This is a genomic window from Bradyrhizobium sp. F1.13.3, from assembly GCF_040548265.1.
Taxonomy (GTDB): Bacteria; Pseudomonadota; Alphaproteobacteria; order Rhizobiales; family Xanthobacteraceae; genus Bradyrhizobium.
On record NZ_JBEPRI010000002.1, the window covers coordinates 200,165 to 222,231 of the forward strand.

Here is a 22,067-nt window from a genome sequence, read left to right on the forward strand (position 1 = left end):
CACCTCACCGCCCCCGATGTTACAATTATCGTGAGTAAGGTAGGTAGAGCGCCCGCCGTCGGCCCTAGCCCGGCGGTGGGTTTTTTGTGAGTAGCGTAGCGTGGCGAAGCGTATCAAGGCACCGGCCGCCAAACCGGAAGCCGCTCGCATGCCGGGGTTCATCAGCCCCCAATTGGCGACCCTGAAGGCCAAGGCGCCTTCGGGAGCGCAGTGGATTCACGAAATCAAATATGACGGCTACCGCATCCAGCTGCGCATCGACGGTGATGATCGGCGAGCCTACACGCGCAACGGCTACGATTGGATCAGCAAGTTCTCAAGGATAACTGGCGCTTTCGATCTCGAAGGGCAGGCCATCGTCGACGGCGAGGTTGTCGTCATTCACGAGGGACGCACGAACTTCTCCGAGCTGCAGGTCGACCTCGGCCGCGGCGATCAGGACCGCCTGATCTACTTCGCATTCGACCTGCTGTGGCTCGACGGGAAGGACCTGCGAAGAGAGCCCCAGATCGAGCGGAAGAGGCAGCTCAAGGAGCTGATCGAGCAGCACAAGCTCGAAGAGCCCATCTTCTACAGCGAGCATCACGAAGGCGACGGCCAGGCGCTATTCGCCGCCGCCAGCAAGTTGAACTACGAGGGCATCGTATCCAAGCGTGTAGATGCGCCCTATCGCTCGGAGCGGGTCGAGGCCTGGCAGAAGATCAAAGTCGTCCGAAACGGCAAATTCCCCGTGGTCGGCTTCGTCAAAGACCCGTCCGGCGTGGCCGCTCTCTATCTGGGCAAAAAGGAAGGCAAGGACCTGCTCTACATGGGGAAGGTCGGCACGGGATGGAATCGAACCACATCGGCGCAAATCCGCAAGGCGCTCGATACGGTAGTCAGTCCGAAGCAGAAGCTGACGAAGACCATCCGGAAACCCAAGGCCACCTGGGTCGAGCCCAAGTTCTATGCCGACATCGAGTACCGTGACATCACCTCCGAAGGTCTTCTGCGCGCCAGCTCATTCAAAGGGCTGAGTAGAGGAACGCGCCGTTCATAGCCGCGTTTTCCTGCGTGTGCGTGGAGTACCGGCCATGGATCCGGAAAGGCGAGTTTCGAAGGCATTGGCAGAAGCACAGACCATTCTGGCCCGGTATGTTGAGCCGGGTCCTAGAGATTGCGCGCGAACCATAAATCAGCTGCTGCACGTGCTCGACGACGAAGCGGTCGTGCAGGCGGTCGAGGAATCGAAAATGGAAAAGCCCACCGCAGAACAACTCGTCGAACTCAAAGGGCTCAGCGCGATAGCCCGGGTGCCGGATGAGTCGGAGATCGTCACTTCGAAGGAGGAGGCTGAGATCCGCATCCGCGACCTGAAGGACAAGGCAAGGATGGAATGACGCCCGACGAGCCGATGAGGAGCCCGCGCGCCGAAATGACATCCAGCGCTAAGAATTCGGTCCCGGCGGGGTCCCGGAAAAGAAAGCCCGGCGAAGATGACGTCTCGGCGAGAGAAGCAGACGCGGGAGGACTCGATCCCGGACGTACTGCATGAATCCGATGGACACATTCGATCTTGATATGCCCTGTCGCGTCCACGACAAAGTCAACGACCAGATCTTTGAATGGAATCCTCAATGGGCATCGATGTTTCGCGAGTACGGGCAGAAATGGGGTGAAGGCGTCGTGGCTTGGGACGGCCTGTTGCTCGACGGATGGGCTCCCATCATGCATGACCATCCAAGCGGCCACTGACGGGCATTAGGCAGACTAGACATGTGCCATCCGGTCGCTGGTCCCACCTGAAGCCGAGATGCTGAATCGCTCCACGGTCATTCTGCTCGCCCCCAACAGCTTCTTTGAGGGAACCCCGCGAATCCTTGAAGCGTTGCACCGCCATGGTTTTCGCAGACGGAGAAGCACATGGCAGCGAAGAAGAAGACGGCGCGTGGACGCAAACAGGACCGCGCCCGTGTGGCCAAAGGTCAGGACTACGAAGTGCGATACGAAGCCGAGAAGACCGGCCGCTCGGTCTCGGCGGTGAAGAAGGCGGTGAAGAAGGTCGGCAATAGCCGCAAGCGTGTCGAGAAGCGTCTCGCGCGCTAGGCGGAAACGGCCGAGCGGGCTCGTCAGACGCGACCGGAAAAACGGGTGAAAGCCGTCATCGTCTGCAGCCGCGGTTCGACGTCGCGCAGATAGATCTCTGACCGGAGAAATGCGAGTTCGGCGTCGAGCGCGGCTTCGCAGACGTCGACGTACCAGGACTTGGGCCGGCCGTCGCTGCCGTCGCTCCAGCGATAGCCGCGCCGCTTCAGCGAATTCTTGAGTTCGAACGGCGTCTGCTCCGCCCATATCCGTACGGTCGGCTTGCGGGCGTTCTCGAGCAGCAGGGCGAGCGCCGGCGCTCCCGTCGTCGGCAGCGTGGAGTCCAAGATCTCCAGCAGCGCATGGCAGTCGTCGACGGCACGGTGCGCCTGGTGGAAGAAGCCGGCGCCGTTCAGCAGGTACCCGAGCTTAGCTCCATCGAAGCCGTGCTTGCGCCAGTCGATCTCGGTGGCGCTGCAGCCCCAGGCCTTGTGCTCGAACACCGGCCAGTAACGCTCGACGAACCTCCTGTCGAAACCGCTGTTGTGGGCGATCGTGACGACCGAGTCGTCGACGAAGGCCGTGATGGCCTCATCGTCGAATCTGTGACCTGCCACCATACCATCGGTGATCCCGGTGAGCGCCGTCACCTCGGGCGGGATCGGCGCGGAGGGCTCGTTGAAGGCCGAGAAAATGTCCCTGACCCCGACGATCCTGCCGTCCGGCGTATAGTCGAACTTGACCATCCCGAGCTCGATGATCTCGTCGGTGGAGTGGTCGAGACCGGTCGTCTCGGTGTCGAGCAGGATGCCGATCCTGGTTTCCTGTCCCGGGGCCGGCATCGACGTCGGCCGTGGCGCCAGGCGGCGCAGCACCCGGTATTCCGTCGACCGGCTCAAGGTTTCGGCCATCCCGGCCAGATCCGATGCGTTTTGAAACATCTCTTCTCGAGGCGAGCCTACCCGCGGCCGGTGAGGTCGCAGAATACCGGTTGCGCCGCCCGCGAGGAATCCGAAAGACGAGCAATTCACGGCCTTTTCGGGAGTGCCGGTGCAATTGGGATCCGGTTGCGGGGGCGCTCGCGTAGCGGAACGGCCGCCAATATGGGACGACGGCCGGCGCTTGCGCCGTGACGGCGCAAAGTCGGCCCACAATGTACCCGTCCGACGGTCGATTGCGCTGTTGCCGTACCTGGAACTCGTCATGGACCGGCGTGGGCGTCTCGAGCCGGTCGCGCTAGGTAGGCCCGATTGAGGGCCGGTTCAGTTCGGCATCGACATGCGATGGATCGTTGTCCCGCCGGCGAGGCGTCCCGGCCGCCCTCGGGCTTCGCGGGAAGATCTTCGTCTTTGTCGGGCCGCGCTATGATTTCGAGCCGGCCGAGGCGATCCCAAAGAAACGCCACCGCTACAAGTCGCGGCGCCGCCGCCAGGCTCCATCCGCCGCGATCCGCACCGGATAGCCGAGTTCGTTTTGGCCATGAACTCCTCCGCTGAATTCAATCGCATTGCGAAGAATGAGTACCTCTTCGGTCGGCTTTCGCAACGCGCTCGGCGGTAGCGAAATGTCGCCGCCCACGCTTGATCTCACCGATCCTTGCGATGGTGGTCTCGACCGGCTTCGTGCCGATGCCAACGGGGGCTCAGGCGCTCTTGGCGCCTGGCCAAGCGACCACCTGTCCGGACATGACGAGTCGGTCGCGCCCGTTGTCCTTTGCGGCATAGAGTGCGCGATCGGCCGCCGCTATCAGGGTGCTGCAGTCCAGCGCACCGTGCGACGGCATGTTGGTTGCGCCACCGAGGCTCACCGTCACGATCTTGGACGGCAGGTTCAGCGCATGCAACATGCCGAGGTCGCGTAGCGCCAGGCGCACGTTCTCGCCGACGAGCTCGCAGCCCTCCGCGTCCGTGTTCGGCAGCAGCAGCGCGAACTCCTCGCCGCCGTAGCGGGCGGCGAGGTCGGCCGGCCGGCGGACCTGCGCGGCGAGGACCCGCGCCAGCGCGCGAAGGCAGGCGTCGCCGGCCTGGTGGCCGTATTGATCGTTGAACTTCTTGAAGTGATCGACGTCGAGCAATAGCAACGACAGAGGGCTGCCGTCGCGCTTGGCCCGCGCCCATTCCTCGGCGAGCCGTTCGTCGAAATGGCGGCGATTTGCGATCCCGGTCAGGCCGTCGGAGGTGGCGAGCGCGGCGAGCTTGTCCTGCAGGTCCTTCTGCTCGGTCATGTCGCGCGAGATCGCCACCACGCCGTCGATCTCATTGGTTGCCGAGGACCGGGTGACCCGCAGCGCCGTCTCGACCCAGATATCCTGCTGCTGGCGGCGATGGGCGCGATAGATGATGCGCGCCTCCTCGGCCTCTCCGGCCTTCAATGCCGCGACGACCTGCTCCACGCGGGGCCTGTCCTCCGGATTGACGCCCGCGAGCGCGGAGGTGCCGAGCAGCCTGGCGGGGTCCCAACCGAGGATGCGGGCACATGACGGCGACGCGTAGAGAACGCGCTCGTCCAGACCGACGCGCATCACCACGTCGCTGCACTGTTCGGCGATCAAGCGGAAGTCTCCTTCCTTGGCGACCAGGGCCGCCGCCATGCGCTGTCCCTTCGCGAGATGACGCACCAGGAAGAAGCCGATCAGCGCCATCGACAAGGTCAGACCGGTCACGATGCCGAAGCGCGTGACGGCCTGCCGGCGCCAAGGAGCGAGAACATCGCTCTGCGCCTTCGTCGCCAGGACGACGATCGGATACCGGCTGCTCTTTTGATAGAAACTCAGTCGCTCCTGCCCGTCCAACGGCGATTTGAAGTAATACGCGCCGGCGTCCGGCCGCTGGCCCATGGTCCGGAACAACGGCGAGCCCGACATGTCGCGGCCGACATAGGCGCCTTCGTCGTCGCTACTCCTCGCCAGCATGATGCCGTCGGCGGTCAGCAGCGAAACCGCGCCGTTGGGGCCGATGTCGAAGCGCCGGTAGAACTGCATGAAGTAGGCGACGTCGATGCTCGTCAACACCACGCCGGCGAAACTTCCGTCTGGGTGATTGAACCGGCGCGACGCGGTGATGATCCACTGTCCGCCCGACCGGCTCTTGACGGGACGGCCGATCGACGTGCCTCGATCGTCCGACGCGCGATGGCGCTGGAAGTAGTCGCGATCGCTGTTGTTGAAGCTGGCGAAGTCGCCGTCTTCGGTGGTCGCCAGCCAGCGGCCGGTCTCGTCGTAGACGAAGATGCCGCGGATGCGCTGCCTGTTGTACTTGCGGGATTGCAGGAACGTCTGGATCTTCCCGACCGCGGCCGGGCTCGTTCCGCCGACCTCCATCCGGTCGACCATTCCGCCGAGGATGGTGTCGGCGAGTTCGAACGTGTCTTCGGCATGCTGCGACAGCGACTGGGCAAGGTTCGCCATGTCGACTTCCGCGTTGCGCAGCTCGACCTCGCGGGACTCCCATTCACGCCATCCGCTCAGCGCCAGAATGGCGACGCAAGCCAACGCCACGAAGCCCGCCGCCCACAACGGGAAGCGGGCCTTCTCGACCGCGCGGCGGCTGCTTGGCATGGGACGCTGGCTCCTTTGGCGCAAGGTCCCACCGAGGCCTTAACGGTGGGTTTGCGGCAGCGGCATGATGCGGCGAACGCGTAAGCGTTGCCTCATCATGGTGTCCGGGATCTTACGCGTTGCGGTGATCGTCCGTTAACCAGGGCAACCGGACCGGCCAGTAGCGGTTGGATGCGCGTGGAAAACGAGAAGACCCGATTGCTCGCCGAGCCCCCAACGTTCCGGCGCCTGGCGGCCTCGATCAACAGGACTGGGGCTGGGGCTACTCGTTCTCGCTCACCTGGAGCGGCAGCCCACCGACCGTACCACGAATTCCGCCACCTGCAGATCAAGGGCCGGCTGCTGACGCCGGCAGGGCTGAAGGCCGACACGGCGGAGATCTCGCTGCTGCCGTCATCCGACTTGGTGGAAGAGCGCCGCAAGGACCTGACGCCGGTCGCTCTCGGTTCGCTCACCGTCGGTCCGGACGGCATCCCGGGCAACATCGGCATCCCGTGGGGCGCCCTGACGCCGATCCTGCAGATGCTGATCGCCGGCCGGTTCAAGTTCATCCTGATGCGAGGCACCAGGTTTCGGCACCGGACCTCGAAGCTGAAGAGCCTCCGGATCGAAACCAAGCTCACAGAGGACGGCATGTCGGTCGGGTGAAGCGCCTCGCCGCCTTGAAGTCCCCTTTCGAAGCTCCATATGGCCCTCCATGCACCATCCGGTTGGATGGGAAAATCATGGAACTCTCATGGCTGACAATGTCCACGAGCTCCGGCCAAAGACCCCGGACACCGAAAAAATTACCGTCAATCTCGGCTTCGTCGACCTCGGTCAGGTCGATCTGATGGTGCAGGAGGGGTTCTATTCGAACAGGACCGACTTCATCCGGACGGCCATCCGCAATCAGCTCGAACGTCATGCGGACGTCGTCAAGAATTCGACGGCCCGGAAGAGCCTAGATCTCGGGCTGCGAAACTATACCCGCGAGGATCTCGAGGCGGCGCGGCGCGCCGGCGAGATGCTGCACATCAACGTTCTCGGTCTCGCGACCATTGCCCAGGACGTCACGCCCGAGCTGGCCCGCGCCACGATTGCATCGGTCTTGGTGCTCGGAGCCCTTCATGCCACTCCCGCGGTCAAGGCCGCTCTCGCCGACAGAACGAGGTGAAACGATGCTGAATCCAGAGATGGTTCGCGAAGCGACCCGCCTCACGCGGGCTGGCCAACTGGTAGAGGCCACTGCACTCCTGCAGCGGATGCTGCGCGGCGATGGCGGCCCCGCAGCGACAAGGGGCGGTGCTGTGCGTGTCGAGCCGACGAGGCTCGAGCCGCCGACACTCGAGCTGAAGGCCAACGTCGTCGAGGAGAGGGAGAGTAGCCAACCTACGCAGGCCGCTTCTGTCCAAACGCGCAAACGCCCCGCGCCGTTCGGCGGCATGGAAGGTCTTTCCGAATTCAGCCTGCGAGGTCCGGTCGGTCGCGCTCCACTGTCCAAGGCGGATATTGCACCGGACGGCACAAGGTTTGTCGCTGCCGCCTTCAGCAACGCGGCGGGAAGCCGGACCTACAAGCTGTTCATCCCGAGCCGCGCTGATGGTGGACCGCGTCCTCTTGTCGTCATGCTTCACGGCTGCACCCAGTCGCCGGACGATTTCGCCGCCGGCACCCGGATGAACTTTTTGGCGGAGGAGCGGAATTGCTTCGTTGCCTATCCGGAGCAGCCACGCGGAGCCAACCAGGCGAAATGCTGGAACTGGTTTCGCACGGGAGACCAGCAGCGGGATGCCGGCGAGCCTTCGCTGATCGCGGGCATCACCCGCCAGATCATGCGGGAGTACCCTATCGATCCCGAGCGCGTCTACGTCGCGGGCCTGTCGGCCGGCGGGGCCGCCGCCGCCATCATGGGTGCGACGTACCCCGACCTGTATGCCGCCGTCGGCGTCCACTCGGGTCTGGCGTGCGGCGCGGCGAGCGATCTTCCTTCTGCGTTCGCGGCGATGCGGCAGGGCAGTGCACCCAGAGCTATCGCGGAGGCTTGCTCTCCGGTGCCCACCATCGTCTTTCATGGCGACGGCGACACCACCGTGCATCCGGACAACGGTGAACGGGTTCTCGATCGGCCCGGCGAAGCCGAGGGCCAAAAAGCCAAGGTGGTTCGCGGGCGAGTACCCGAGGGGCACGCGTATACCCGCACCATCCTCACCGATGGAGGCAGCTTGGCGATGTCCGAGCACTGGAGCGTCCACGGCGCCGGCCACGCCTGGTCGGGCGGCAGTCCTGCCGGGTCCTACACAGATCCGCGCGGGCCGGACGCGAGCCGGGAGATGTTGCGTTTCTTCATGCAGCATCCGTTGAGCGGTTAACGAGCCTTCGATCGATCGCTCTCGGACGTTCAAGAAGACATTCGAAGTCCGCAGCAGACGTACCGCTCGGACGTCAGACCTCGCCCGGTCCGGAGAAGATCGAAGCCGGCGGCGTGGTGCGCGGCGTCGGCAGCGGCCGCTCGGTCGCTCCGGATCGCGAGGTCGGATTGCCCTTGGCATCGTACCGCTTGGCGAGATCCAGGAGACGACGTCGGGTGAACGGGTCGGCCTTCTCGGCGATGGCCCGGACCCGCTGCGCGAGACCCTGATAGAATTCCTGCTCCATGACGCACCCCCACAACATCACTCCCCAGAGTTGAGTAGCCTGCGGTCGTGGAGTCAAGCGCGCCGACGCCGCGGCATTTTCCGCGAACCGTCTTGAGATCGCAATGTCGGCGGACGTAGACTGGCCAGCGCAGGGGAAATCAGATGCCAGTGTTCGATCCCGTCCGGAAGGCTTGCCCGGCGTGCGGCAGGCCGATGAAGGCTGTGCCGGACGAAGCTCGGGAGGGTAAGTTGCGGTATGTCTGCACCAATTGCGAGGACGACCCGCTACACGACCCGGCGACTCTCAAATGGACGGAGGGTCCGTTGCGCCCGCCGGAGCAGTAGGCCGACAGGAGCTGCAGCAGACGGCACGCCGGGTCGGCGCGTAACGGTGGGCCCGGGCGCGTCTACGGCGCTCATCTCACGGGGCCGGAATGCCCCGGTAGTAGTCGTCCACCGAGCGGGCGACCGACGGGTCCGACCAATTCCAGCTGCTCTCGTCGCTGTACTTTGGCGCGCCTCTCAGCTGACTGTCGCTGATCCCGGTCACGTAGCCGCCAAGGCTGGTGTCGTATTTCAGCGATTGCCACGGAAGCGGATAATGGTCGTCTCCGATTCCGAGGAAGCCGCCAAAGCCCAGCACCGCGTAGGCGACTTTGCCGCTGATCTTGTCGATCATCACCCGTTCGATCGAACCGATGCGCTGACTGTCGGCCCCATAGACTGCGGTCCCTTCGACCTTGTCGCTGCCGATCAGATTTCCTGTTTCCCGTTCTTCGTAGGCCATGCGAGATCTCCTCCCATGATTGGGATCAACCGGCGGCAGTCTCGCTCGTTCCTAACCGAAGCTGCGTGTCGTCGAATGTCGGGCCTGCCTCGATCCGTGCGGACGACCCAGCGCCAGCAGCGCTGGCGAGCCGCAAGCTTCGGGAAAAACCGGAAACTTTACTGAATGCGTCGAGTTGCCTGCGACAAGGTCTAGTGCCGGAGCGCGGGAATGGTGGACGAGGTTACAGTGAGAACGGCCGCGGAGACGGCCTGGTCGATCTTCCGTGCGACGCATCCCGGAATAGATGCATCCGATAGCCGCCGCTGCCTGCTCGAGCGCCACCTCCAAGGGACGGGAAGGGAGCAGGTGAGCGATACCGAAGACCTCGCGGCGCTCGGACTGGCCTACCTGCATCGCCTTTCCTCCGACGAATGTTGACGCGCAGGAAGATGCTCGTCGGCCAGATGGCCCGCGGAAGCACAAGGCCAAGTTGGACCCTGCTGGCGATCTCGTCTCTCATCTCAGCCACGGTCGTGCTGGGTCTGCGATGCGCTTTCGGAGCCTAGGGGCAGATGCGCACCGCCCAGCTCGCGCCGCTCGCCGAAAGCGTCCCTCCCAAGCTTTACGGCGGAACGGAGCGCGTGATCGCTTGGCTGGTGGACGAACTGGTGGAGCTCGGACACGACGTCACCCTTTTTGCGAGCGGCGATTCCCGGACAAACGGCAAGCTTCACCCCGTTTGGCCGCGCGCGCTACGCCTCGGGCGAAAGGGCGCAGACCCGAACGCGGCCTGCACTCTCCTGATCGAAGCCATGGCCAAGCGCGCCGGCGATTTCGACGTGATCCACTCCCACGTCGATTGGCTGCCGCTTCCCCTGCTGCGCAGGACTGGCGTGCCGTTTCTCACGACGATGCACGGACGCTTGGACCTACCGGGGCTATCCGAGGTCGTCCGGGAGTTCCCTGAAGCGGCCTTCGTTTCGATTTCCGAACATCAGCGACTACCGCTTCCGGAGGCAAACTGGATCGGCACGATCCCCCACGGCCTGCCGCCGCGATCGTTGCAGCCGTCCTACGAAGGGGGATCGTATCTGGCGTTTCTCGGTCGCCTGTCGGTGGACAAGGGTCCGGAGGACGCGATCCGCATCGCGCGTGCCGCCGGGATGCCTTTGCGCATCGCCGCCAAGATACCGCGAGCCGAGACAGCGTATTTCAGGAAGCAGCTGGAGCCTCACGTCGATGGCGAGAACGTCCAGCTCGTCGGCGAGGTGGACGAAGCCAGGAAGCAGCCGTTCCTCGCCGGCGCCGCCGCCTTGTTGTTTCCGATCAAGTGGCCGGAGCCGTTCGGCCTCGTCATGATCGAGGCGATGGCCTGTGGAACGCCCGCGATCGCTTATCGCTTCGGGTCCGTGCCCGAAGTGATCGAGGATGGCGTGACCGGCTTCATCGTCGACGACGAGGCGCAGGCCATCAGCGCGGTGAAGGAATTGGGGCGGCTGGACAGAAGGAGGATCCGTGCGCGTTTCGAGGAGCGTTTCGCGGCAAGCCGGATGGCGAGAGAGTACGAAATTCAGTACCGCAAGCTGATCGCTCGCGCCGACGTGCGCTAGAATGCTTCCAAGCGCGCCGAGAGCCAAGGATTCGGAAGACGCTGTAGACGGGCGCTAGTCAGCGGCCGAAAACGACGAGCGGACGTGGAAACGGCCCGCCCGAATAATCGGACGAGCCGTCCAATGTGAGCTTCTATCTCGCTCAATGCACGTGAACTAACCAATAGCCGCCGATGACGATCACCGCGGGTACGGCCCGCAACAGCAATACTGGCATTGTCGGTCCTACACTCTCAGGGATTGGCCGTAGCCGGCCCGTCGAGTCCTACTGTTCGGTGCAGACCTTCGTGGTCTTGACAGCCGATTCCGCTTCCGTCTTGGTCTTGTAGACGCCGTCGCCGACGACAAGGGGACTGCCGTGCCGCGCTTCAGCGGCTCCGAACGGCCAGACAAGCTGCCGAACCGTCATTTCGGGGAAGTGCGCCTGCCGATGGTTTTGACGGCCCTGACGATGTCCGCCGGATCATAGGGCTTTTGCAGGACCAGACTGCCGGATACCGGACGCGGCGCGACGGGCGAGAACCCGGTGGCGTAGATCACCGGGAGTTCGGGATCCTGCTCACGACATCGCTCGGCGATCTGCCATCCATCGACTTGTCCCGGCAGCCTGACATCGGTGACGAGCACGTCGGCGACCCGCCTCCCACACCATGCCAGCGCGTCTTCGCCATTGGCCGCATGGATGACTTCGTAGCCCTCCTCCCGCAGAGCCTCCACCACGAATTCGCGGATGAGGGGGTCGTCCTCGACGAGGAGTATTCGCACCGGCGGCTCCCGGAAATCCTCACATCTGATGCCAGTTTGCGAACGGCCGAAGCTATGGACCGTTCCCGCAAACCCCCTCGCGTCAACGCACGTCCGGCCGGTCCATCAAGCGGGTCTTTGGGATTCAACGATGCGTGAGGGGGCGTCTGGGAAGCCAAGCCCGTGCCGCACGCGGTATTCGGCGAGCATTCGCCGTCTGGAGCGGAACGGGCTTACTCCATACGACTTGATTCTCCGAAGTGCCTCAGCTCGGAGAACGATCATGAAAGCGATCTTGGCCATCACCTGCCTGTCCGTACTCGCCTTGGCGTCACCGGCGGAAGCCAAAGGATGCATCAAGGGCGCCATCGTCGGCGGGGTCGCCGGCCACATGGCGGGCCATGGCAAGCTGGGCGCTGCGGCGGGATGCGCGATCGGACATCACGAAGCGAACAAGCAGAATCCGAACAACTCGGACGCCCAAGCGCCATCGGGGCAGAAGTAGCGCGCTGGCACCCGGGCTGCGCGATGAAGATCAGATCTCATTCCGAGAGCCACATCGTCGAGCTCGACGATGGCTCGCGCTGGCAGATTTTCCCCGGCGATCTTGATCTGACGCTGAACTGGAAGCCCGAGACGGAAATCGTCGTCATGCCGGCTGACGATGATCTCAGTTCTCACGTGCTGGTCGGCGGAGACGCAAAGGTGCGCGTGATCGGGGACGGCGAGAGCTGGCCGGTACGTGAGGTCAAGTCGGCGCTGAAGGAAGGATAGGACCGGGCTCCGCCGGGTCAGAGGAAAGCGTCCGGGAGGGAAATGCGATGAAGGCACCGATGGTGGCTCTTGCCTTGGCACTCGCTGCCTCGACGTCGACGGTCTCGGCGCAACCGGTCAGATGGACCAGGTACACCATTCCGCAGACCGGCACCGCGGTGGATTTCCCTTCCTCGATCTTCACGGAAGAAGCCGGCCGGCCGGACGGCTATGGCCAACGCTTCCGAACCGCCGACGGACGCGCCGACCTCACGATCCAGGCCGCGCCCAACGTCGAGGGCGATTCACCCGCCGCGTTTCTGGCGAAGAAGCATCCGCCTTCCCGCATCCAGTACAAGCGGGTGACGCCGCGATTCTTCGCGGTTTCCAGCTACAAGGGCGACAAGGTTTTCTACGACCGCTGCAACTTCTCGGGGCGGCTGGTCCATTGCGTGCTGATCAACTATCCCGCCGAGGAAGAGCACGCCTGGGACGACGTCGTCACCCGCATGAGCCTGTCCCTCAGCGGCAGGTAGCTAATCCCATCGTCTCCGGCGGAGCTGCGTCGCCGGGCTGCGGTCTTGCGTGAGCGATCACGCAGTCTCCTCGACTCGATCGATGCCAATCCACTCGCGCCGTCGCGCGTAGAACGTCCAATCTATCTTGCCATCGAAGAAGGTCTGCCTGTCGACGTACGGCGGCAATGGGAACGACCGCTTCTCCACTGCCACCCCGATCACGGCCGCGCCGGGCATGGCTGCGCACGCCGCGGTGACCCCGGCGCGGCCGAGGAGATGTCGGCGGGTGAGTTGGTGCGGCATCACAGATTCCTTTCCACAGTCTTCATGCCGGGGGCCTTTCCTTCGGGAGAAAGCACGGCGCCCGTTCCCAATGTGACCTGATCGATTCCGCGCGGCCAATAGCCCGGCGGCCGGACGATGACGTCCACCTGCACGTCGCCGATCTTGTCCTTCAGCTTGGCGGCAAACTCCAATTCGTTCCCTAAGGTCGCCGAATCTGCACTTTCCGCCACGATGTGCAGATCGATGTCGCCTCCGGTCCTGTCGTCGTCCAGCCGCGATCTGAACAGGCGCACGGTCGCGCAGCGCCCGAACATCTCGCGCGCCAGCAGTAGGATTTCATCGCGCTCGCGGTCGGTCAGCTTCATGTCACGGTTCGGGCCTGTGGTTCGTCATACCTAGCCGCGCATGGCCAGGTTTTCGCTCAGGAACGGATCGCTGAAGATGGCAGCGATGCAGCTCTCGTCTTCTGGAAAAACCGTATGCGGTGACGGCCGTTCTCGATCGGTCGCAACCACTTGGTCGTGACGACCTGGGTCTCCATGACCGCGAAATGCGAGGAGCCGTAGGCGGCGGCCGCCGATAGCAGCCCGAGATAGTAATCTTCTGAAGTGGGCCATCAGATCGTCCAGCCACCATTCGACCGGCGGCAAGCCTGTCGTGCGGTGCTCCGGAGGCACGATGACGAACGCCGGCGATTTCGGAAGAAGCCGCCGGATCGCACCCTTCTTCGCAAGGCGTCGCAAGGCCGCCTCGGCTGCACGGCTTCCGCCTCGGCTGGGAATTTCTTCCGCCGAGAAGAAAAGGCGTCCATCGCCTGAACCTTCGTGACGTAGTCAGCTACCCTGATGTCTGCCATCGGCAACGTTTAGTGTTGCAATCGGCAGTTATCAATATCGGGGAGCATGGCGGTCTGGCCGGATCGTTTTAGACCGGACGGACGTGATGGCATGATTGAGGTGAGCCATCTTTTGCGCCGTACGGAGTGGACAGCGTTGCGGCCGCCGCTTTCAGCCGGCGCTTCCCGCGGGTCCGACGGTATCGGAGGTTGGTCGGCACGACGGCGCTGGCTCTCACAGTCCGCTCAGGTCGTCCGGGACGTCGCCGAATTTCCGGATCAGCATGGCGTCGCTGAAGTCGCCGCTTCCCGGATCCCCGGTACGGCTGAACGCGACAGCGCCGAGGATGCCGGGCTTTCGCGAAAGCGCCTCGGCTTTCATCGCGGCGGCGTTCGGATTGAAGCACTCGACCGCCTCGCCGGCGGCGACGCCGTCGGCGGCGGCCACGAAGGGCAGGGCGACGTAGTAGGTGACCTCGGACATCTCAGTCCTCCTCGCGGTTGCTTGACCGCCCGCCCGCCGTCACCGCGCCGGCGCTGTCCAGCCGTACCATCAGCGCCTCGTCGAGTGTGGGCGCCACCGCGCTGCGACTGATGAGTTCGTCCAATTCTTCCTGCGGGCAGTCCCGAAGCCGATCGGCCGTTTCGCTCGGCAGCGGCTTCCCGAAACGCGCACGCAAGACCAGACCGATGTTGTCGACGGTGCAGTCCCGGCGCACGTGTTCGACCATGCTGCGCAATAGCGGGTTCTTGTCCAGATCGACCGAAATCGGCATCTCAACCCTCGTTCGTACCGTCCTTGCGATCGCGCTGCGGCTTGCGACGCCCGCGCGAATATCCCTTCGACACCGCTGCGCGCAGTTCGTCGGCCTCGACCTCGAGAAACTCGATCGCGACGATCAGAGCCTTGACCGCTTCCCGGGCGTCCCGGCCGCAGGCCGCGATGGCCTGGTCGGCGGCGGCGTCCAAGTCGAAGGCGGCCGGTTCGGGTGGCTCGGGGGTGGCGGTCATCGGATTATGTTCTCCTTTTGTTCACAAGACGGCACCGGGTTTCGCTGGCGGCCGCTGCGGATGCGGACTTGAACTGCGTGGAGGGCCGCCGGAGGTGTCGGAACCGTGCTGCCCCGTTCCTCTTGAATCCGTGTCCCGTACCTGGAGCGTTGCATACCTATGGCCCCCCGCGCGAACTGGAAAGGCTTCCTGCGCCTGTCCCTCGTCACCTGCCCGGTGGCGCTCTACCCGGCGACCTCGGAGAGCGAGAAGATCTCGTTCAACCAGCTCAATCGCCAGACCGGCCATCGGATCAAGTACCTCAAGGTCGACGCCGACACCGGCGACGAGGTGCCGAACGAGGACATCGTCAAGGGCTACCAGCTCGAGAAGGACCAGTTCATCGAGGTCACCAAGGAGGAGCTCGAGGAGATCGCGCTGGAGTCCACGCGCACCATCGAGATCGACGAGTTCGTCGACAAGGCCGACATCGATCCGCGCTACCTCATCCGCCCCTACTACATCAGGCCGGACGGCAAGGTCGGACACGACGCCTTCGCTGTGATCCGCGAGACCATCCGCGAGATGGACAAGGTCGCGATCGGGCGCGTGGTGCTGACCAACCGCGAGCACATCATCGCGCTCGAGCCGATGGACAAGGGTCTGGTCGGCACGCTGCTGCGCTATCCCTACGAAGTGCGATCCGAGCAGGAGTATTTCGACGAGATCCAGGACGTGAAGGTCACGAAGGACATGCTCGACCTTGCCAGGCACATCGTGAACCAGAAGGCGGGCAACTTCGAGCCGGAAAAGTTCGAGGACCACTACGAGACCGCTCTGATCGAGCTCATCAATCAGAAGCGCGCCGGTAAGCCGATCACGCCGAAGGACAAGCCGTCGGCAACCAACGTGGTCAACCTGATGGAGGCACTGCGGCGGAGCGTCGGTCAGGAGGCCGCGCCGGCGAAGGCCGACAAGCCCGCCAAGAAGCCGCGGAAGGCTGCTGCGGGGCAGAAGGAGATGCTGATGCCAATCGCGGGCAAGAAGCCCGCCAAGGAGACGGCAACGAAGAAGCCGGCGGCCAGGTCGCAGCGGAAGTCAGCCTGACAGAGTAGGAGAGCTGCATGGATATGAAAGAAACCTCGGCAATGACGGAAGCCTCCGGACTGACGAACGAGCAGGACGGCGCCGATCATGCGTCGGCGGCGAGGTTGCGCGCCGAGGCGGAAGCGAGCCGCCGCCCGCTGCAGCCGAACTCGCAGGATGCCGCGATGCGCTGGGTCGACCAACTGCGCGAGGTGACTTTGAAGGCGCCGTTGCAGTCGCTGTGCGTAGCGTTCCTGCTCGGGGCTTGGGTCGCCCGTCGGCGCTAGGTTGATCTCATCCCTGATTTGACCAATACTCCACCGGACCTACGTAGCGGCGGCGGGGTGACTATGGCTGAACTTGCATTGCCCGAGACGCAATATGCGCAGAGCGGCGATTTCAGCATCGCCAGGGTCGTCGCTTTCGAAAAGAGAGGACAGGGCCTGTCCGACAGGCTGGCCGATGCGCCAACGCGGCGAATGGTGACGAAATACGCCTCGCGCGACCATGCTCGAATGCATGCGATACGGACGGCGAGAAGGACGACATCATGGGTAGATCGCTTGGGCCGATAATGCTGGCTGTCGCGGCTCTCTTCAGCCCGGTGGTGCAGGCGCAGCCGCTTGAGGGAGCCGACAATCCGCAGGAGATGCTGGCGGCGCAGATCCGCATGCAGGGGTTCGCATGCGATAAGACGCTTGGGGCGGCGAGGGACAAGAAGCGCTCCCGGCCGGACTACGCCGTCTGGACGCTGAAATGCAGCAACGGGACGTACCGGATCGGCCGCTCCCCCGACATGGCAGCGAAGATCGAATCCGTTCGATGAGGTAGTTTCTCGGCCGACCAGGCTCCAGCTTGGGCGAAGTCGAGGGGCAAGTTTTCGCACAAGGTGCTGACGCCGACTGCCTCAATAAGCCGCAAGCAGCAGCAAGAGACCTCGGTCCGGTCGGAGCGGAAGTCGGCTGGCGCCTAGGTGGCTCGCTGGCGGCGCAAGCGCCTCAATGAAGGCGGCCGCGAAGCCGTTTGATCATCTCGAGCAGATCTTTCACGTACTCCTCGACAACCCGGCGGGCCTCCTCCGTGCGCGAAGGCTTCGTCTTGGTCTCTTTTCCGCCGTTGGGAGGAGCCTGAACCGGCCGCTTCATGACCGGACCTTGAGGTGATGTCAGAAGGCGCCATTGACCTGAATCAAGCAGAAGCATCCATCCCTTCTAGTCGTCGGACGGACACTCGGGACACGCGTCGCCGATCGAATCCAGTACGTCCCGTACTTCGGCCACGGCTTCGTCCAGAGAGGTTCTCGGCGGCGGGTCCTGACGTGCGATGTCGATAGCGCGCTCGCGCGCATGCGGGTCGGCGCGGTCCTGCATCCAGCCGTGCTCCTCGCATTGGCGGATGGCGCCGGCTTCCTGCAGCACGGAGATGGCCCAGCCGCGCACGGTCCGGATGGAAGGTCGTCTTTCCCTTGGCATGAGCATCGAGATCCCTCCGGGTGCCTCTCGACGAATCCTTGTGGACCGCCTTGCGTTCCGCGCTGCTACCACAGGCCAGGGATTCGCAATCGCGATGGCTCTGCTTTTCCACGTGTTCCCCCATTTTCGGGGCGGCGGTCAGCTGGGAACTTGGCGCCGTCGCCCTCATTGAATCGACGGGTGCGAGTTGCGTGGAGTTGCGTATGACCGCGGAAGACCAGGTGCTGGAAGCCGTCCGGAGGGCGCAGATGATCCTGGCGCGCTACGTCGAACCGGGGGAGCGCGATTGCGAGAGGGTCATCGAGGAACTCCTCGGCGTGCTCGACCGCGAAGATGTGGTCGCGGCGGTCGAAGAGCTCGACAGCAGCGGAGAAGCCGTCGCCGAACTCCGGCGCGTGCTCGATCGAGGCGAACCATCCTGGAATTCTCCTCCGACGAATGCCGCCGACCCCGACCTGCCGCCGATGCGACGCGAGAAGCGCCCGCAGGATCCTGGGATGGACGGCGGCGACATGCGTTTCGAGGGCTATCGGATCGAGACGCGCGAGCACGCCGGCGAATACCCGGACACGATGCCCCAGGTGATCGAGGTGACCGACGCCGACGGGCGGAAGGCCGCCTACGTGCCGCTCAGTCGAAACGGCAAGGTGGTGGACAGTTCAGCCGTCGTGCAGAAGCTGAAGGAGTGCGAGGACCGGTAGCTTAAGCCGCCACAATACTGTCTTCCTTCACGCCGCGGGCGACGATCCGTAGCACCCCGTCCGGAAGCGGCCGCTGCGGGGTCTCGTCCGGAGGCACGGTCCATGCAGGTCTCGACTTCGCCTGGCGTCGTCAGGATCACCGGCATCGCCTTAGGGTGCACGGCGCCGACCTCTGCGTTCGGCTCGGTCGTCAGGAAGGCGTAGAGGTCGTAGAGGTCATTGGTGTCCTCCCCCTTCCTTGACCTTCCGAACCGACGTCCAGTTGTCCAGATGCCGACAAATCGGCGCCGGCGGCACTGTGAGCCTCGCTGGCGAGCATTTGGATGCGAAGACGTGCCGTCACGAGAGCTTGGTGTCGATCTCCAAAGGCGCGTTGACGCTGTCGAGGAATTCGACCGTCGTGAACCACAGGTCGGCGGCGCCGACGTTCTGAAGATCGTGGATCTTGTATTCGTCCTTGCCGTATACGAAATGGCGCGTTTCGCCCGCCGAGTAGACGGCCTCGACGATCGTGCCATCCTCCGCGTGCGACTTCGCCCTCCCCGGCGTCACGGCGGTCCAGAAGTAATCCAGGACGTGTCGATGGAATCCGATCCGCTCGCCCGGCGCCAGCCGGATTTCCCACACGCGCACACGATCCGTTTCGGACAGCAGCCGCGTGCCGACTCGGCCGCTGAATCGATTGGCCTCGAAGTCCTCGCGGATGAAGTCGGGCCAGGCTTTTCTGCCCTCTTCCGTCACGATTGCGCTCATTGCGGTATCCTCCTCTATCCAGTCATTCGCTGCTTTATTCGATGCCGAGCCCGGTCTGGGCGCGAACGTGTTGCGCGCCGAACGCCGCCCGGACGGAGGCGGCGGCCGCGCTGCGGTCCAGCACCGACACCGCCCAGGAGATGGCGAAGGCGAGCGGAACCGAGACCAGAGCCGGATTGTCGTAAGGGAACGGCGCCGATCCGAGCTTCAGCGTGGTGGTCCATACTCCCGGGCTGAGGGCGACCAAGCCCACCGAGCTGAGCAAGCCGGCGATCGATCCGCTCACCGCACCGCGTGTCGTGAGGTCGGGCCAGACGATCGACAGCAGTATGACCGGGAAATTCGCGCTCGCGGCGATCGCGAAGACCAGGCCCACCATGAAGGCGATGTTCTGGTTCTCGAACACGAGGGCCAGCCCCATCGAAAGCAGGCTGATGGCCACCGCGGCGCATTTGGAGACAAACACCTCCTGCCGCTCGCTCGTGCGGCCCCTGCGGAGCACGCGGGCATAGAGGTCGTGGCTCGCCGCCGAAGCGCCCGCCAGCGTCAGCCCGGACACGACCGCGAGGATGGTCGCGAACGCCACCGCGGAGATGAAGCCCAGCAGCAGCGATCCGCCCACCGCGTCCGCCAGGTGAAGCGCCACCATGTTGACGCCGCCAACCAGCGCTCCCGAGGCGTCGCGAAACTGCGGGTTGGCCGAAACGATGGCGATGGCGCCGAAGCCGAGGACGAAGAGCAGGCTGTAGAAGATGGAGATGAACCCTGTCGCGACCAGCACCGAGGTGCGAGCCTGCCGGGCATCGCTGACGGTGAAGAAGCGCATGAGGATGTGCGGAAGCCCGGCCGTGCCGAAGATCAGCGCCAATCCGAGAGACATCGCCGAGATCGGATCCTTGACGAGCCCGCCGGGCGCCATGATCGCGTCGGCCTTCGGATGCAAGGCGACCGCCTCGCGGAAGAGAGCCTCCAGACTGAAGTCGAAGTGCGCGAGGATCAGGAACGACATCAGAACCGAACCCGACATCAAGAGCACCGCCTTGATGATCTGCACCCAGGTCGTGGCCAGCATGCCTCCGACGGTGACGTAGACCATCATAAGCACGCCGACGATGCCGACCGCGTAGATGTAGGGAAGGCCGAACAGCAGCTGGATCAGCTTGCCCGCCCCCACGAGCTGAGCGATCAGATAGAACACGACGATCACGAGCGTGTTCACCCCGGCGACCGCGCGCACGGGTACCTCGGAGAGCCGGTATGCCGCCACGTCGGCGAAGGTGAAACGGCCGAGGTTGCGCAGCGGCTCCGCGATCAGGAACAGGATCATCGGAAATCCGACCAGAAATCCGATCGCGTAGATCATGCCGTCGTATCCGGAGGAATAGACGAGCGCCGTTACGCCCAGGAAGGTCGCCGCGGACGTGTAGTCGCCGGCGATCGCGAGCCCGTTCTGGACGCCCTTGAGGCCGCCTCCCGCGGCATAGAAGTCTTTCGCGGTGCTGGTGCCCCGTCTCGCCGCCCACAAGGTGATGGCGAGGCTGATTGCGACGAAGCAAAGGAACATGGCGATCGCCGTGCCATTCAGGCTCTGCCGAATGCCGGTGGCTCCGGTCAGCGCGTCCGCGGCCGCCGGGTCGGACAAAAGAGCGAAGAGAGCCGACAGCAGGGCTCCGCAAGCTGAACGTGACGTCATCGAAGGTCCTCCAAAAGGTGCTGACTGAGCAGATCGAACCGGGAATTCGCCCGCAGCACGTAGATCGCGGTGAGAAGAAAGCCGAGTGCGATCAGGGCGACCCCGATCACTACGCCCCAGGAAATGACGGTCCCGCTCCAGAGCGGAAGTCCCAGCAGCCGCGGCCAGAAGGCGACCGTCAGAATGTAGGCGAAGTAGGTGGCCGCCATGACGATCGACATGCCGAGGCCGAGGCGCGCTCGCTCGCTCGCAAGCTGCTTGAACGAGGGGTGGTTCTGTATCGTTTGCAGGTCCATTGTGTTCTGTCCTCCCTTTTGTCGGTGATCTAGGCGGCTATGCCGGTGGCGACGGCGGTCTCGGCCATCACGGCTTCGGGGCTGCGATGCAACTCCGCCATTGCGCGCTCTTCGGCGGTCGCGATCTGCGCCTGCATGTACGCGCCGAGATGACGGGCACGGCGAACGACCGCACGCCCGAAGGGAAGTCGGGTCGACTCGAATTTCGAAAGCGCGGTCGGCAGATCGGACGGATGCGCCTCGAGCGCATCGGCCAGGGCCGCCGCGTCCGCCGCCGCCTTGGTCACTCCCATCCCGACGTGCGGTCTGGCGACGAACGCAGCGTCGCCCAGGATCACCGTCCGGGCCCCAAGCGCCATACGCGGCGTCTCCAGATCCAGAATCGCCTGTATGAACGGCTGCTTGGTCATGCGCACTACCTCGGCGAACTGCGGGGCCAGCAATCGCTCCGCGTCCCGGCGCATCGAGGCGATCACGTCGGAGCGGATCGCGGTCGGCGGAATGGACAATTCGTGCCGGACGCCGTCGACGTCGGTCAGGAGTTCGGCCAGGCCGCCGTCGGCGTCCGCCGGCCGGTACCAGACGAAATTGAAGCGGCGCTCTCCGACAGCCATCTCTTCATTGGTGCCGGCGACGGGGTAGCCGAGCATCTGCTCGCCGGGAGGAAGGCTGAAGGCGAACCAGTCGCACAACTCCGCGCGCGTTTTGGGCGACAGGTCGCGCTCGTTCACCAGACCGCGCCAGGCGACGTAGCCGGCATATGAGGGCCGGACACCGGGCGCGAGACGGTCTCTGACGCACGAGAATATGCCGTCGGTGCCGATCAGCAGGTCTCCGGAAGCTTCCGAACCATCCGAGAAACGCGCCACGACCCGCTCTTCGGACTCCGTGACATCGACCAGGTTCTTGCCGTGGTGATAGTGCTCCGGGGGGAGCGCCGCCTTCAGCAGCCCATAGAGATGGCCCCACGACGTGAGCACCTGCCGAAGCCCGAGCTCGCCCGCGATGCGGCCCGAAAGGTCCAGCACGCGCCGGCCGGGAACGACCACTCCGACGGCGGCGGCCTCGGTGTCGATGCCGGCCCTGCCCAGCACGTCGAACAATTCGGAATGAGTGACGATGCCGGCGCCGCGGCCGCCGAGTTCGGCGCCAATGCGCTCGTAGACCTCGACCTGCCAGCCCGCTCGTCGCAACAGCAACGCCGCGAACAGCCCGGCCATCGAGCCTCCGATAACCACAGCCTTGGGCTGCGCGTCGCGCCTGCGGGCATAATCCGTCATGAGCAACCTCCCTTGCCTTCGATGTTCCGGGTTTCGTCAACCTC

Annotated in this window: 35 protein-coding genes and 1 pseudogene; 16 read left to right on the forward strand and 20 right to left on the reverse strand. The window is 64.4% G+C overall.

Annotation, left to right across the window (positions count from 1 at the left end):
• Nucleotides 1-100 precede the first annotated feature (100 nt).
• From ligD to ABIB66_RS05780, 4 genes are all read left to right on the forward strand, one after another.
• Nucleotides 101-1,039, forward strand: a complete 939-nt coding sequence (gene ligD, locus ABIB66_RS05765) for a non-homologous end-joining DNA ligase (protein ID WP_354254409.1) — start codon at nt 101-103, stop codon at nt 1,037-1,039.
• A gap of 34 nt (nt 1,040-1,073) precedes the next feature.
• Complete coding sequence (locus ABIB66_RS05770; protein WP_354254411.1) at nt 1,074-1,379, forward strand: hypothetical protein; 306 nt, start codon at nt 1,074-1,076, stop codon at nt 1,377-1,379.
• Between the two features lie 151 nt (nt 1,380-1,530).
• Nucleotides 1,531-1,734 carry a hypothetical protein gene (locus ABIB66_RS05775; RefSeq protein WP_354254413.1) on the forward strand — a complete coding sequence of 68 codons (204 nt, stop codon included), beginning with the start codon at nt 1,531-1,533 and terminating at the stop codon, nt 1,732-1,734.
• 168 nt (nt 1,735-1,902) lie between these two features.
• Nucleotides 1,903-2,085, forward strand: coding sequence for a DUF3606 domain-containing protein (locus ABIB66_RS05780; protein ID WP_354254415.1), 183 nt, complete (start codon nt 1,903-1,905; stop codon nt 2,083-2,085).
• Nucleotides 2,086-2,108: 23 nt separating this feature from the next.
• On the opposite strand, the gene ABIB66_RS05785 is transcribed toward ABIB66_RS05780, so the two are convergent.
• The 3 genes from ABIB66_RS05785 to ABIB66_RS05795 all read right to left on the reverse strand — a co-directional run bounded on the left by ABIB66_RS05785 (nt 2,109) and on the right by ABIB66_RS05795 (nt 5,620).
• Nucleotides 2,109-3,005 (reverse strand): 3'-5' exonuclease, encoded by an 897-nt coding sequence (locus ABIB66_RS05785; protein WP_354254417.1) that lies wholly within the window; start codon nt 3,003-3,005, stop codon nt 2,109-2,111.
• Nucleotides 3,006-3,471: 466 nt separating this feature from the next.
• Nucleotides 3,472-3,642, reverse strand: a complete 171-nt coding sequence (locus tag ABIB66_RS05790) for a hypothetical protein (protein ID WP_354254419.1) — start codon at nt 3,640-3,642, stop codon at nt 3,472-3,474.
• Between the two features lie 64 nt (nt 3,643-3,706).
• Nucleotides 3,707-5,620, reverse strand: a complete 1,914-nt coding sequence (locus ABIB66_RS05795) for a diguanylate cyclase domain-containing protein (protein WP_354254421.1) — start codon at nt 5,618-5,620, stop codon at nt 3,707-3,709.
• A gap of 177 nt (nt 5,621-5,797) precedes the next feature.
• Between ABIB66_RS05795 and ABIB66_RS05800 the strand changes: the two genes are divergently transcribed.
• The 3 genes from ABIB66_RS05800 (at nt 5,798) to ABIB66_RS05810 (ending at nt 7,971) form a co-directional block, all read left to right on the forward strand.
• Entirely contained in the window at nt 5,798-6,268 is a 471-nt protein-coding gene (locus tag ABIB66_RS05800) for a hypothetical protein (RefSeq protein WP_354254423.1), read from the forward strand.
• Nucleotides 6,269-6,356: 88 nt separating this feature from the next.
• A complete protein-coding gene (locus ABIB66_RS05805; protein WP_354254425.1) occupies nt 6,357-6,776 on the forward strand; it encodes a ribbon-helix-helix domain-containing protein in 420 nt (139 codons plus the stop codon).
• Nucleotides 6,777-6,780: 4 nt separating this feature from the next.
• Nucleotides 6,781-7,971, forward strand: coding sequence for an extracellular catalytic domain type 1 short-chain-length polyhydroxyalkanoate depolymerase (locus tag ABIB66_RS05810; RefSeq protein WP_354254427.1), 1,191 nt, complete (start codon nt 6,781-6,783; stop codon nt 7,969-7,971).
• A 73-nt stretch (nt 7,972-8,044) separates the two neighbouring features.
• On the opposite strand, the gene ABIB66_RS05815 is transcribed toward ABIB66_RS05810, so the two are convergent.
• Nucleotides 8,045-8,257: a hypothetical protein gene (locus tag ABIB66_RS05815; RefSeq protein ID WP_354254429.1), complete on the reverse strand. Its 213-nt coding sequence runs from the start codon at nt 8,255-8,257 to the stop codon at nt 8,045-8,047.
• Nucleotides 8,258-8,659: 402 nt separating this feature from the next.
• On the reverse strand, nt 8,660-9,025 hold the full coding sequence (locus ABIB66_RS05820; protein WP_354254431.1) for a PRC-barrel domain-containing protein: 366 nt from the start codon (nt 9,023-9,025) through the stop codon (nt 8,660-8,662).
• A 210-nt stretch (nt 9,026-9,235) separates the two neighbouring features.
• Here ABIB66_RS05820 and ABIB66_RS05825 point away from each other — a divergent pair, with 210 nt between their 5' ends.
• Nucleotides 9,236-9,445: a hypothetical protein gene (locus tag ABIB66_RS05825; protein WP_354254434.1), complete on the forward strand. Its 210-nt coding sequence runs from the start codon at nt 9,236-9,238 to the stop codon at nt 9,443-9,445.
• Nucleotides 9,446-9,579: 134 nt separating this feature from the next.
• Nucleotides 9,580-10,617, forward strand: coding sequence for a glycosyltransferase family 4 protein (locus tag ABIB66_RS05830; protein WP_354254436.1), 1,038 nt, complete (start codon nt 9,580-9,582; stop codon nt 10,615-10,617).
• A 265-nt stretch (nt 10,618-10,882) separates the two neighbouring features.
• Here ABIB66_RS05830 and ABIB66_RS05835 read toward each other — a convergent pair whose 3' ends face one another.
• On the reverse strand, nt 10,883-11,026 hold the full coding sequence (locus ABIB66_RS05835) for a hypothetical protein (protein ID WP_354254734.1): 144 nt from the start codon (nt 11,024-11,026) through the stop codon (nt 10,883-10,885).
• Entirely contained in the window at nt 11,023-11,382 is a 360-nt protein-coding gene (locus ABIB66_RS05840; RefSeq protein WP_354254439.1) for a response regulator transcription factor, read from the reverse strand. Before ABIB66_RS05840 ends, ABIB66_RS05835 begins: the two co-directional genes overlap by 4 nt.
• Before the next feature lie 262 nt (nt 11,383-11,644).
• On the opposite strand from ABIB66_RS05840, the gene ABIB66_RS05845 reads away from it, so the two are divergent.
• From ABIB66_RS05845 to ABIB66_RS05855, 3 genes are read left to right on the forward strand one after another with little or no spacing between them, the layout of a single operon-like run.
• Nucleotides 11,645-11,866, forward strand: coding sequence for a hypothetical protein (locus ABIB66_RS05845; protein WP_354254441.1), 222 nt, complete (start codon nt 11,645-11,647; stop codon nt 11,864-11,866).
• A gap of 23 nt (nt 11,867-11,889) precedes the next feature.
• The gene (locus ABIB66_RS05850; RefSeq protein ID WP_187434854.1) at nt 11,890-12,135 is read left to right on the forward strand and encodes a hypothetical protein; all 246 of its coding nucleotides are present in this window, start codon (nt 11,890-11,892) and stop codon (nt 12,133-12,135) included.
• Between the two features lie 47 nt (nt 12,136-12,182).
• Nucleotides 12,183-12,650, forward strand: coding sequence for a hypothetical protein (locus tag ABIB66_RS05855; protein ID WP_354254443.1), 468 nt, complete (start codon nt 12,183-12,185; stop codon nt 12,648-12,650).
• Nucleotides 12,651-12,707: 57 nt separating this feature from the next.
• Here the strand turns inward: ABIB66_RS05855 and ABIB66_RS05860 are convergent, their stop codons facing one another.
• The 6 genes from ABIB66_RS05860 to ABIB66_RS05885 all read right to left on the reverse strand — a co-directional run bounded on the left by ABIB66_RS05860 (nt 12,708) and on the right by ABIB66_RS05885 (nt 14,763).
• Nucleotides 12,708-12,935 carry a hypothetical protein gene (locus tag ABIB66_RS05860; RefSeq protein ID WP_354254445.1) on the reverse strand — a complete coding sequence of 76 codons (228 nt, stop codon included), beginning with the start codon at nt 12,933-12,935 and terminating at the stop codon, nt 12,708-12,710.
• Complete coding sequence (locus ABIB66_RS05865; RefSeq protein WP_354254447.1) at nt 12,935-13,282, reverse strand: hypothetical protein; 348 nt, start codon at nt 13,280-13,282, stop codon at nt 12,935-12,937. The genes ABIB66_RS05860 and ABIB66_RS05865 overlap by 1 nt, the downstream gene beginning before the upstream one ends.
• Nucleotides 13,283-13,312: 30 nt before the next feature.
• On the reverse strand, nt 13,313-13,660 hold the full coding sequence (locus tag ABIB66_RS43550; RefSeq protein ID WP_502918313.1) for a hypothetical protein: 348 nt from the start codon (nt 13,658-13,660) through the stop codon (nt 13,313-13,315).
• 327 nt (nt 13,661-13,987) lie between these two features.
• Complete coding sequence (locus tag ABIB66_RS05875; protein ID WP_354254449.1) at nt 13,988-14,236, reverse strand: hypothetical protein; 249 nt, start codon at nt 14,234-14,236, stop codon at nt 13,988-13,990.
• 1 nt (nt 14,237) lies between these two features.
• Nucleotides 14,238-14,528, reverse strand: a complete 291-nt coding sequence (locus ABIB66_RS05880) for a hypothetical protein (protein WP_354254451.1) — start codon at nt 14,526-14,528, stop codon at nt 14,238-14,240.
• Nucleotide 14,529: 1 nt separating this feature from the next.
• Complete coding sequence (locus ABIB66_RS05885; protein WP_354254453.1) at nt 14,530-14,763, reverse strand: hypothetical protein; 234 nt, start codon at nt 14,761-14,763, stop codon at nt 14,530-14,532.
• A gap of 159 nt (nt 14,764-14,922) precedes the next feature.
• Between ABIB66_RS05885 and ku the strand changes: the two genes are divergently transcribed.
• The 3 genes from ku (at nt 14,923) to ABIB66_RS05900 (ending at nt 16,654) form a co-directional block, all read left to right on the forward strand.
• Nucleotides 14,923-15,849: a non-homologous end joining protein Ku gene (ku, locus tag ABIB66_RS05890; RefSeq protein WP_354254454.1), complete on the forward strand. Its 927-nt coding sequence runs from the start codon at nt 14,923-14,925 to the stop codon at nt 15,847-15,849.
• A 17-nt stretch (nt 15,850-15,866) separates the two neighbouring features.
• Entirely contained in the window at nt 15,867-16,115 is a 249-nt protein-coding gene (locus ABIB66_RS05895; protein WP_354254456.1) for a hypothetical protein, read from the forward strand.
• 263 nt (nt 16,116-16,378) lie between these two features.
• Nucleotides 16,379-16,654, forward strand: coding sequence for a hypothetical protein (locus ABIB66_RS05900; protein ID WP_354254458.1), 276 nt, complete (start codon nt 16,379-16,381; stop codon nt 16,652-16,654).
• A gap of 172 nt (nt 16,655-16,826) precedes the next feature.
• On the opposite strand, the gene ABIB66_RS05905 is transcribed toward ABIB66_RS05900, so the two are convergent.
• Together ABIB66_RS05905 and ABIB66_RS05910 are read right to left on the reverse strand one after the other, a co-directional pair.
• Complete coding sequence (locus tag ABIB66_RS05905; protein WP_354254460.1) at nt 16,827-17,030, reverse strand: hypothetical protein; 204 nt, start codon at nt 17,028-17,030, stop codon at nt 16,827-16,829.
• Between the two features lie 9 nt (nt 17,031-17,039).
• Nucleotides 17,040-17,306, reverse strand: a complete 267-nt coding sequence (locus ABIB66_RS05910) for a hypothetical protein (protein ID WP_354254462.1) — start codon at nt 17,304-17,306, stop codon at nt 17,040-17,042.
• A gap of 197 nt (nt 17,307-17,503) precedes the next feature.
• Between ABIB66_RS05910 and ABIB66_RS05915 the strand changes: the two genes are divergently transcribed.
• Nucleotides 17,504-18,001: a hypothetical protein gene (locus tag ABIB66_RS05915; RefSeq protein ID WP_354254464.1), complete on the forward strand. Its 498-nt coding sequence runs from the start codon at nt 17,504-17,506 to the stop codon at nt 17,999-18,001.
• A 1-nt stretch (nt 18,002) separates the two neighbouring features.
• Here ABIB66_RS05915 and ABIB66_RS05920 read toward each other — a convergent pair.
• The 5 genes and pseudogenes from ABIB66_RS05920 to ABIB66_RS05940 all read right to left on the reverse strand — a co-directional run.
• A pseudogene (locus tag ABIB66_RS05920) lies at nt 18,003-18,282 on the reverse strand (SOS response-associated peptidase); the annotation flags it as partial.
• A gap of 58 nt (nt 18,283-18,340) precedes the next feature.
• Nucleotides 18,341-18,754 (reverse strand): cupin domain-containing protein, encoded by a 414-nt coding sequence (locus ABIB66_RS05925; RefSeq protein WP_502918314.1) that lies wholly within the window; start codon nt 18,752-18,754, stop codon nt 18,341-18,343.
• Between the two features lie 34 nt (nt 18,755-18,788).
• Complete coding sequence (gene actP / locus ABIB66_RS05930; RefSeq protein WP_354254468.1) at nt 18,789-20,447, reverse strand: cation/acetate symporter ActP; 1,659 nt, start codon at nt 20,445-20,447, stop codon at nt 18,789-18,791.
• A complete protein-coding gene (locus ABIB66_RS05935; RefSeq protein WP_354254470.1) occupies nt 20,444-20,743 on the reverse strand; it encodes a DUF485 domain-containing protein in 300 nt (99 codons plus the stop codon). The genes actP and ABIB66_RS05935 overlap by 4 nt, the downstream gene beginning before the upstream one ends.
• Nucleotides 20,744-20,772: 29 nt before the next feature.
• A complete protein-coding gene (locus ABIB66_RS05940; RefSeq protein WP_354254472.1) occupies nt 20,773-22,023 on the reverse strand; it encodes an FAD binding domain-containing protein in 1,251 nt (416 codons plus the stop codon).
• Nucleotides 22,024-22,067 lie beyond the last annotated feature (44 nt).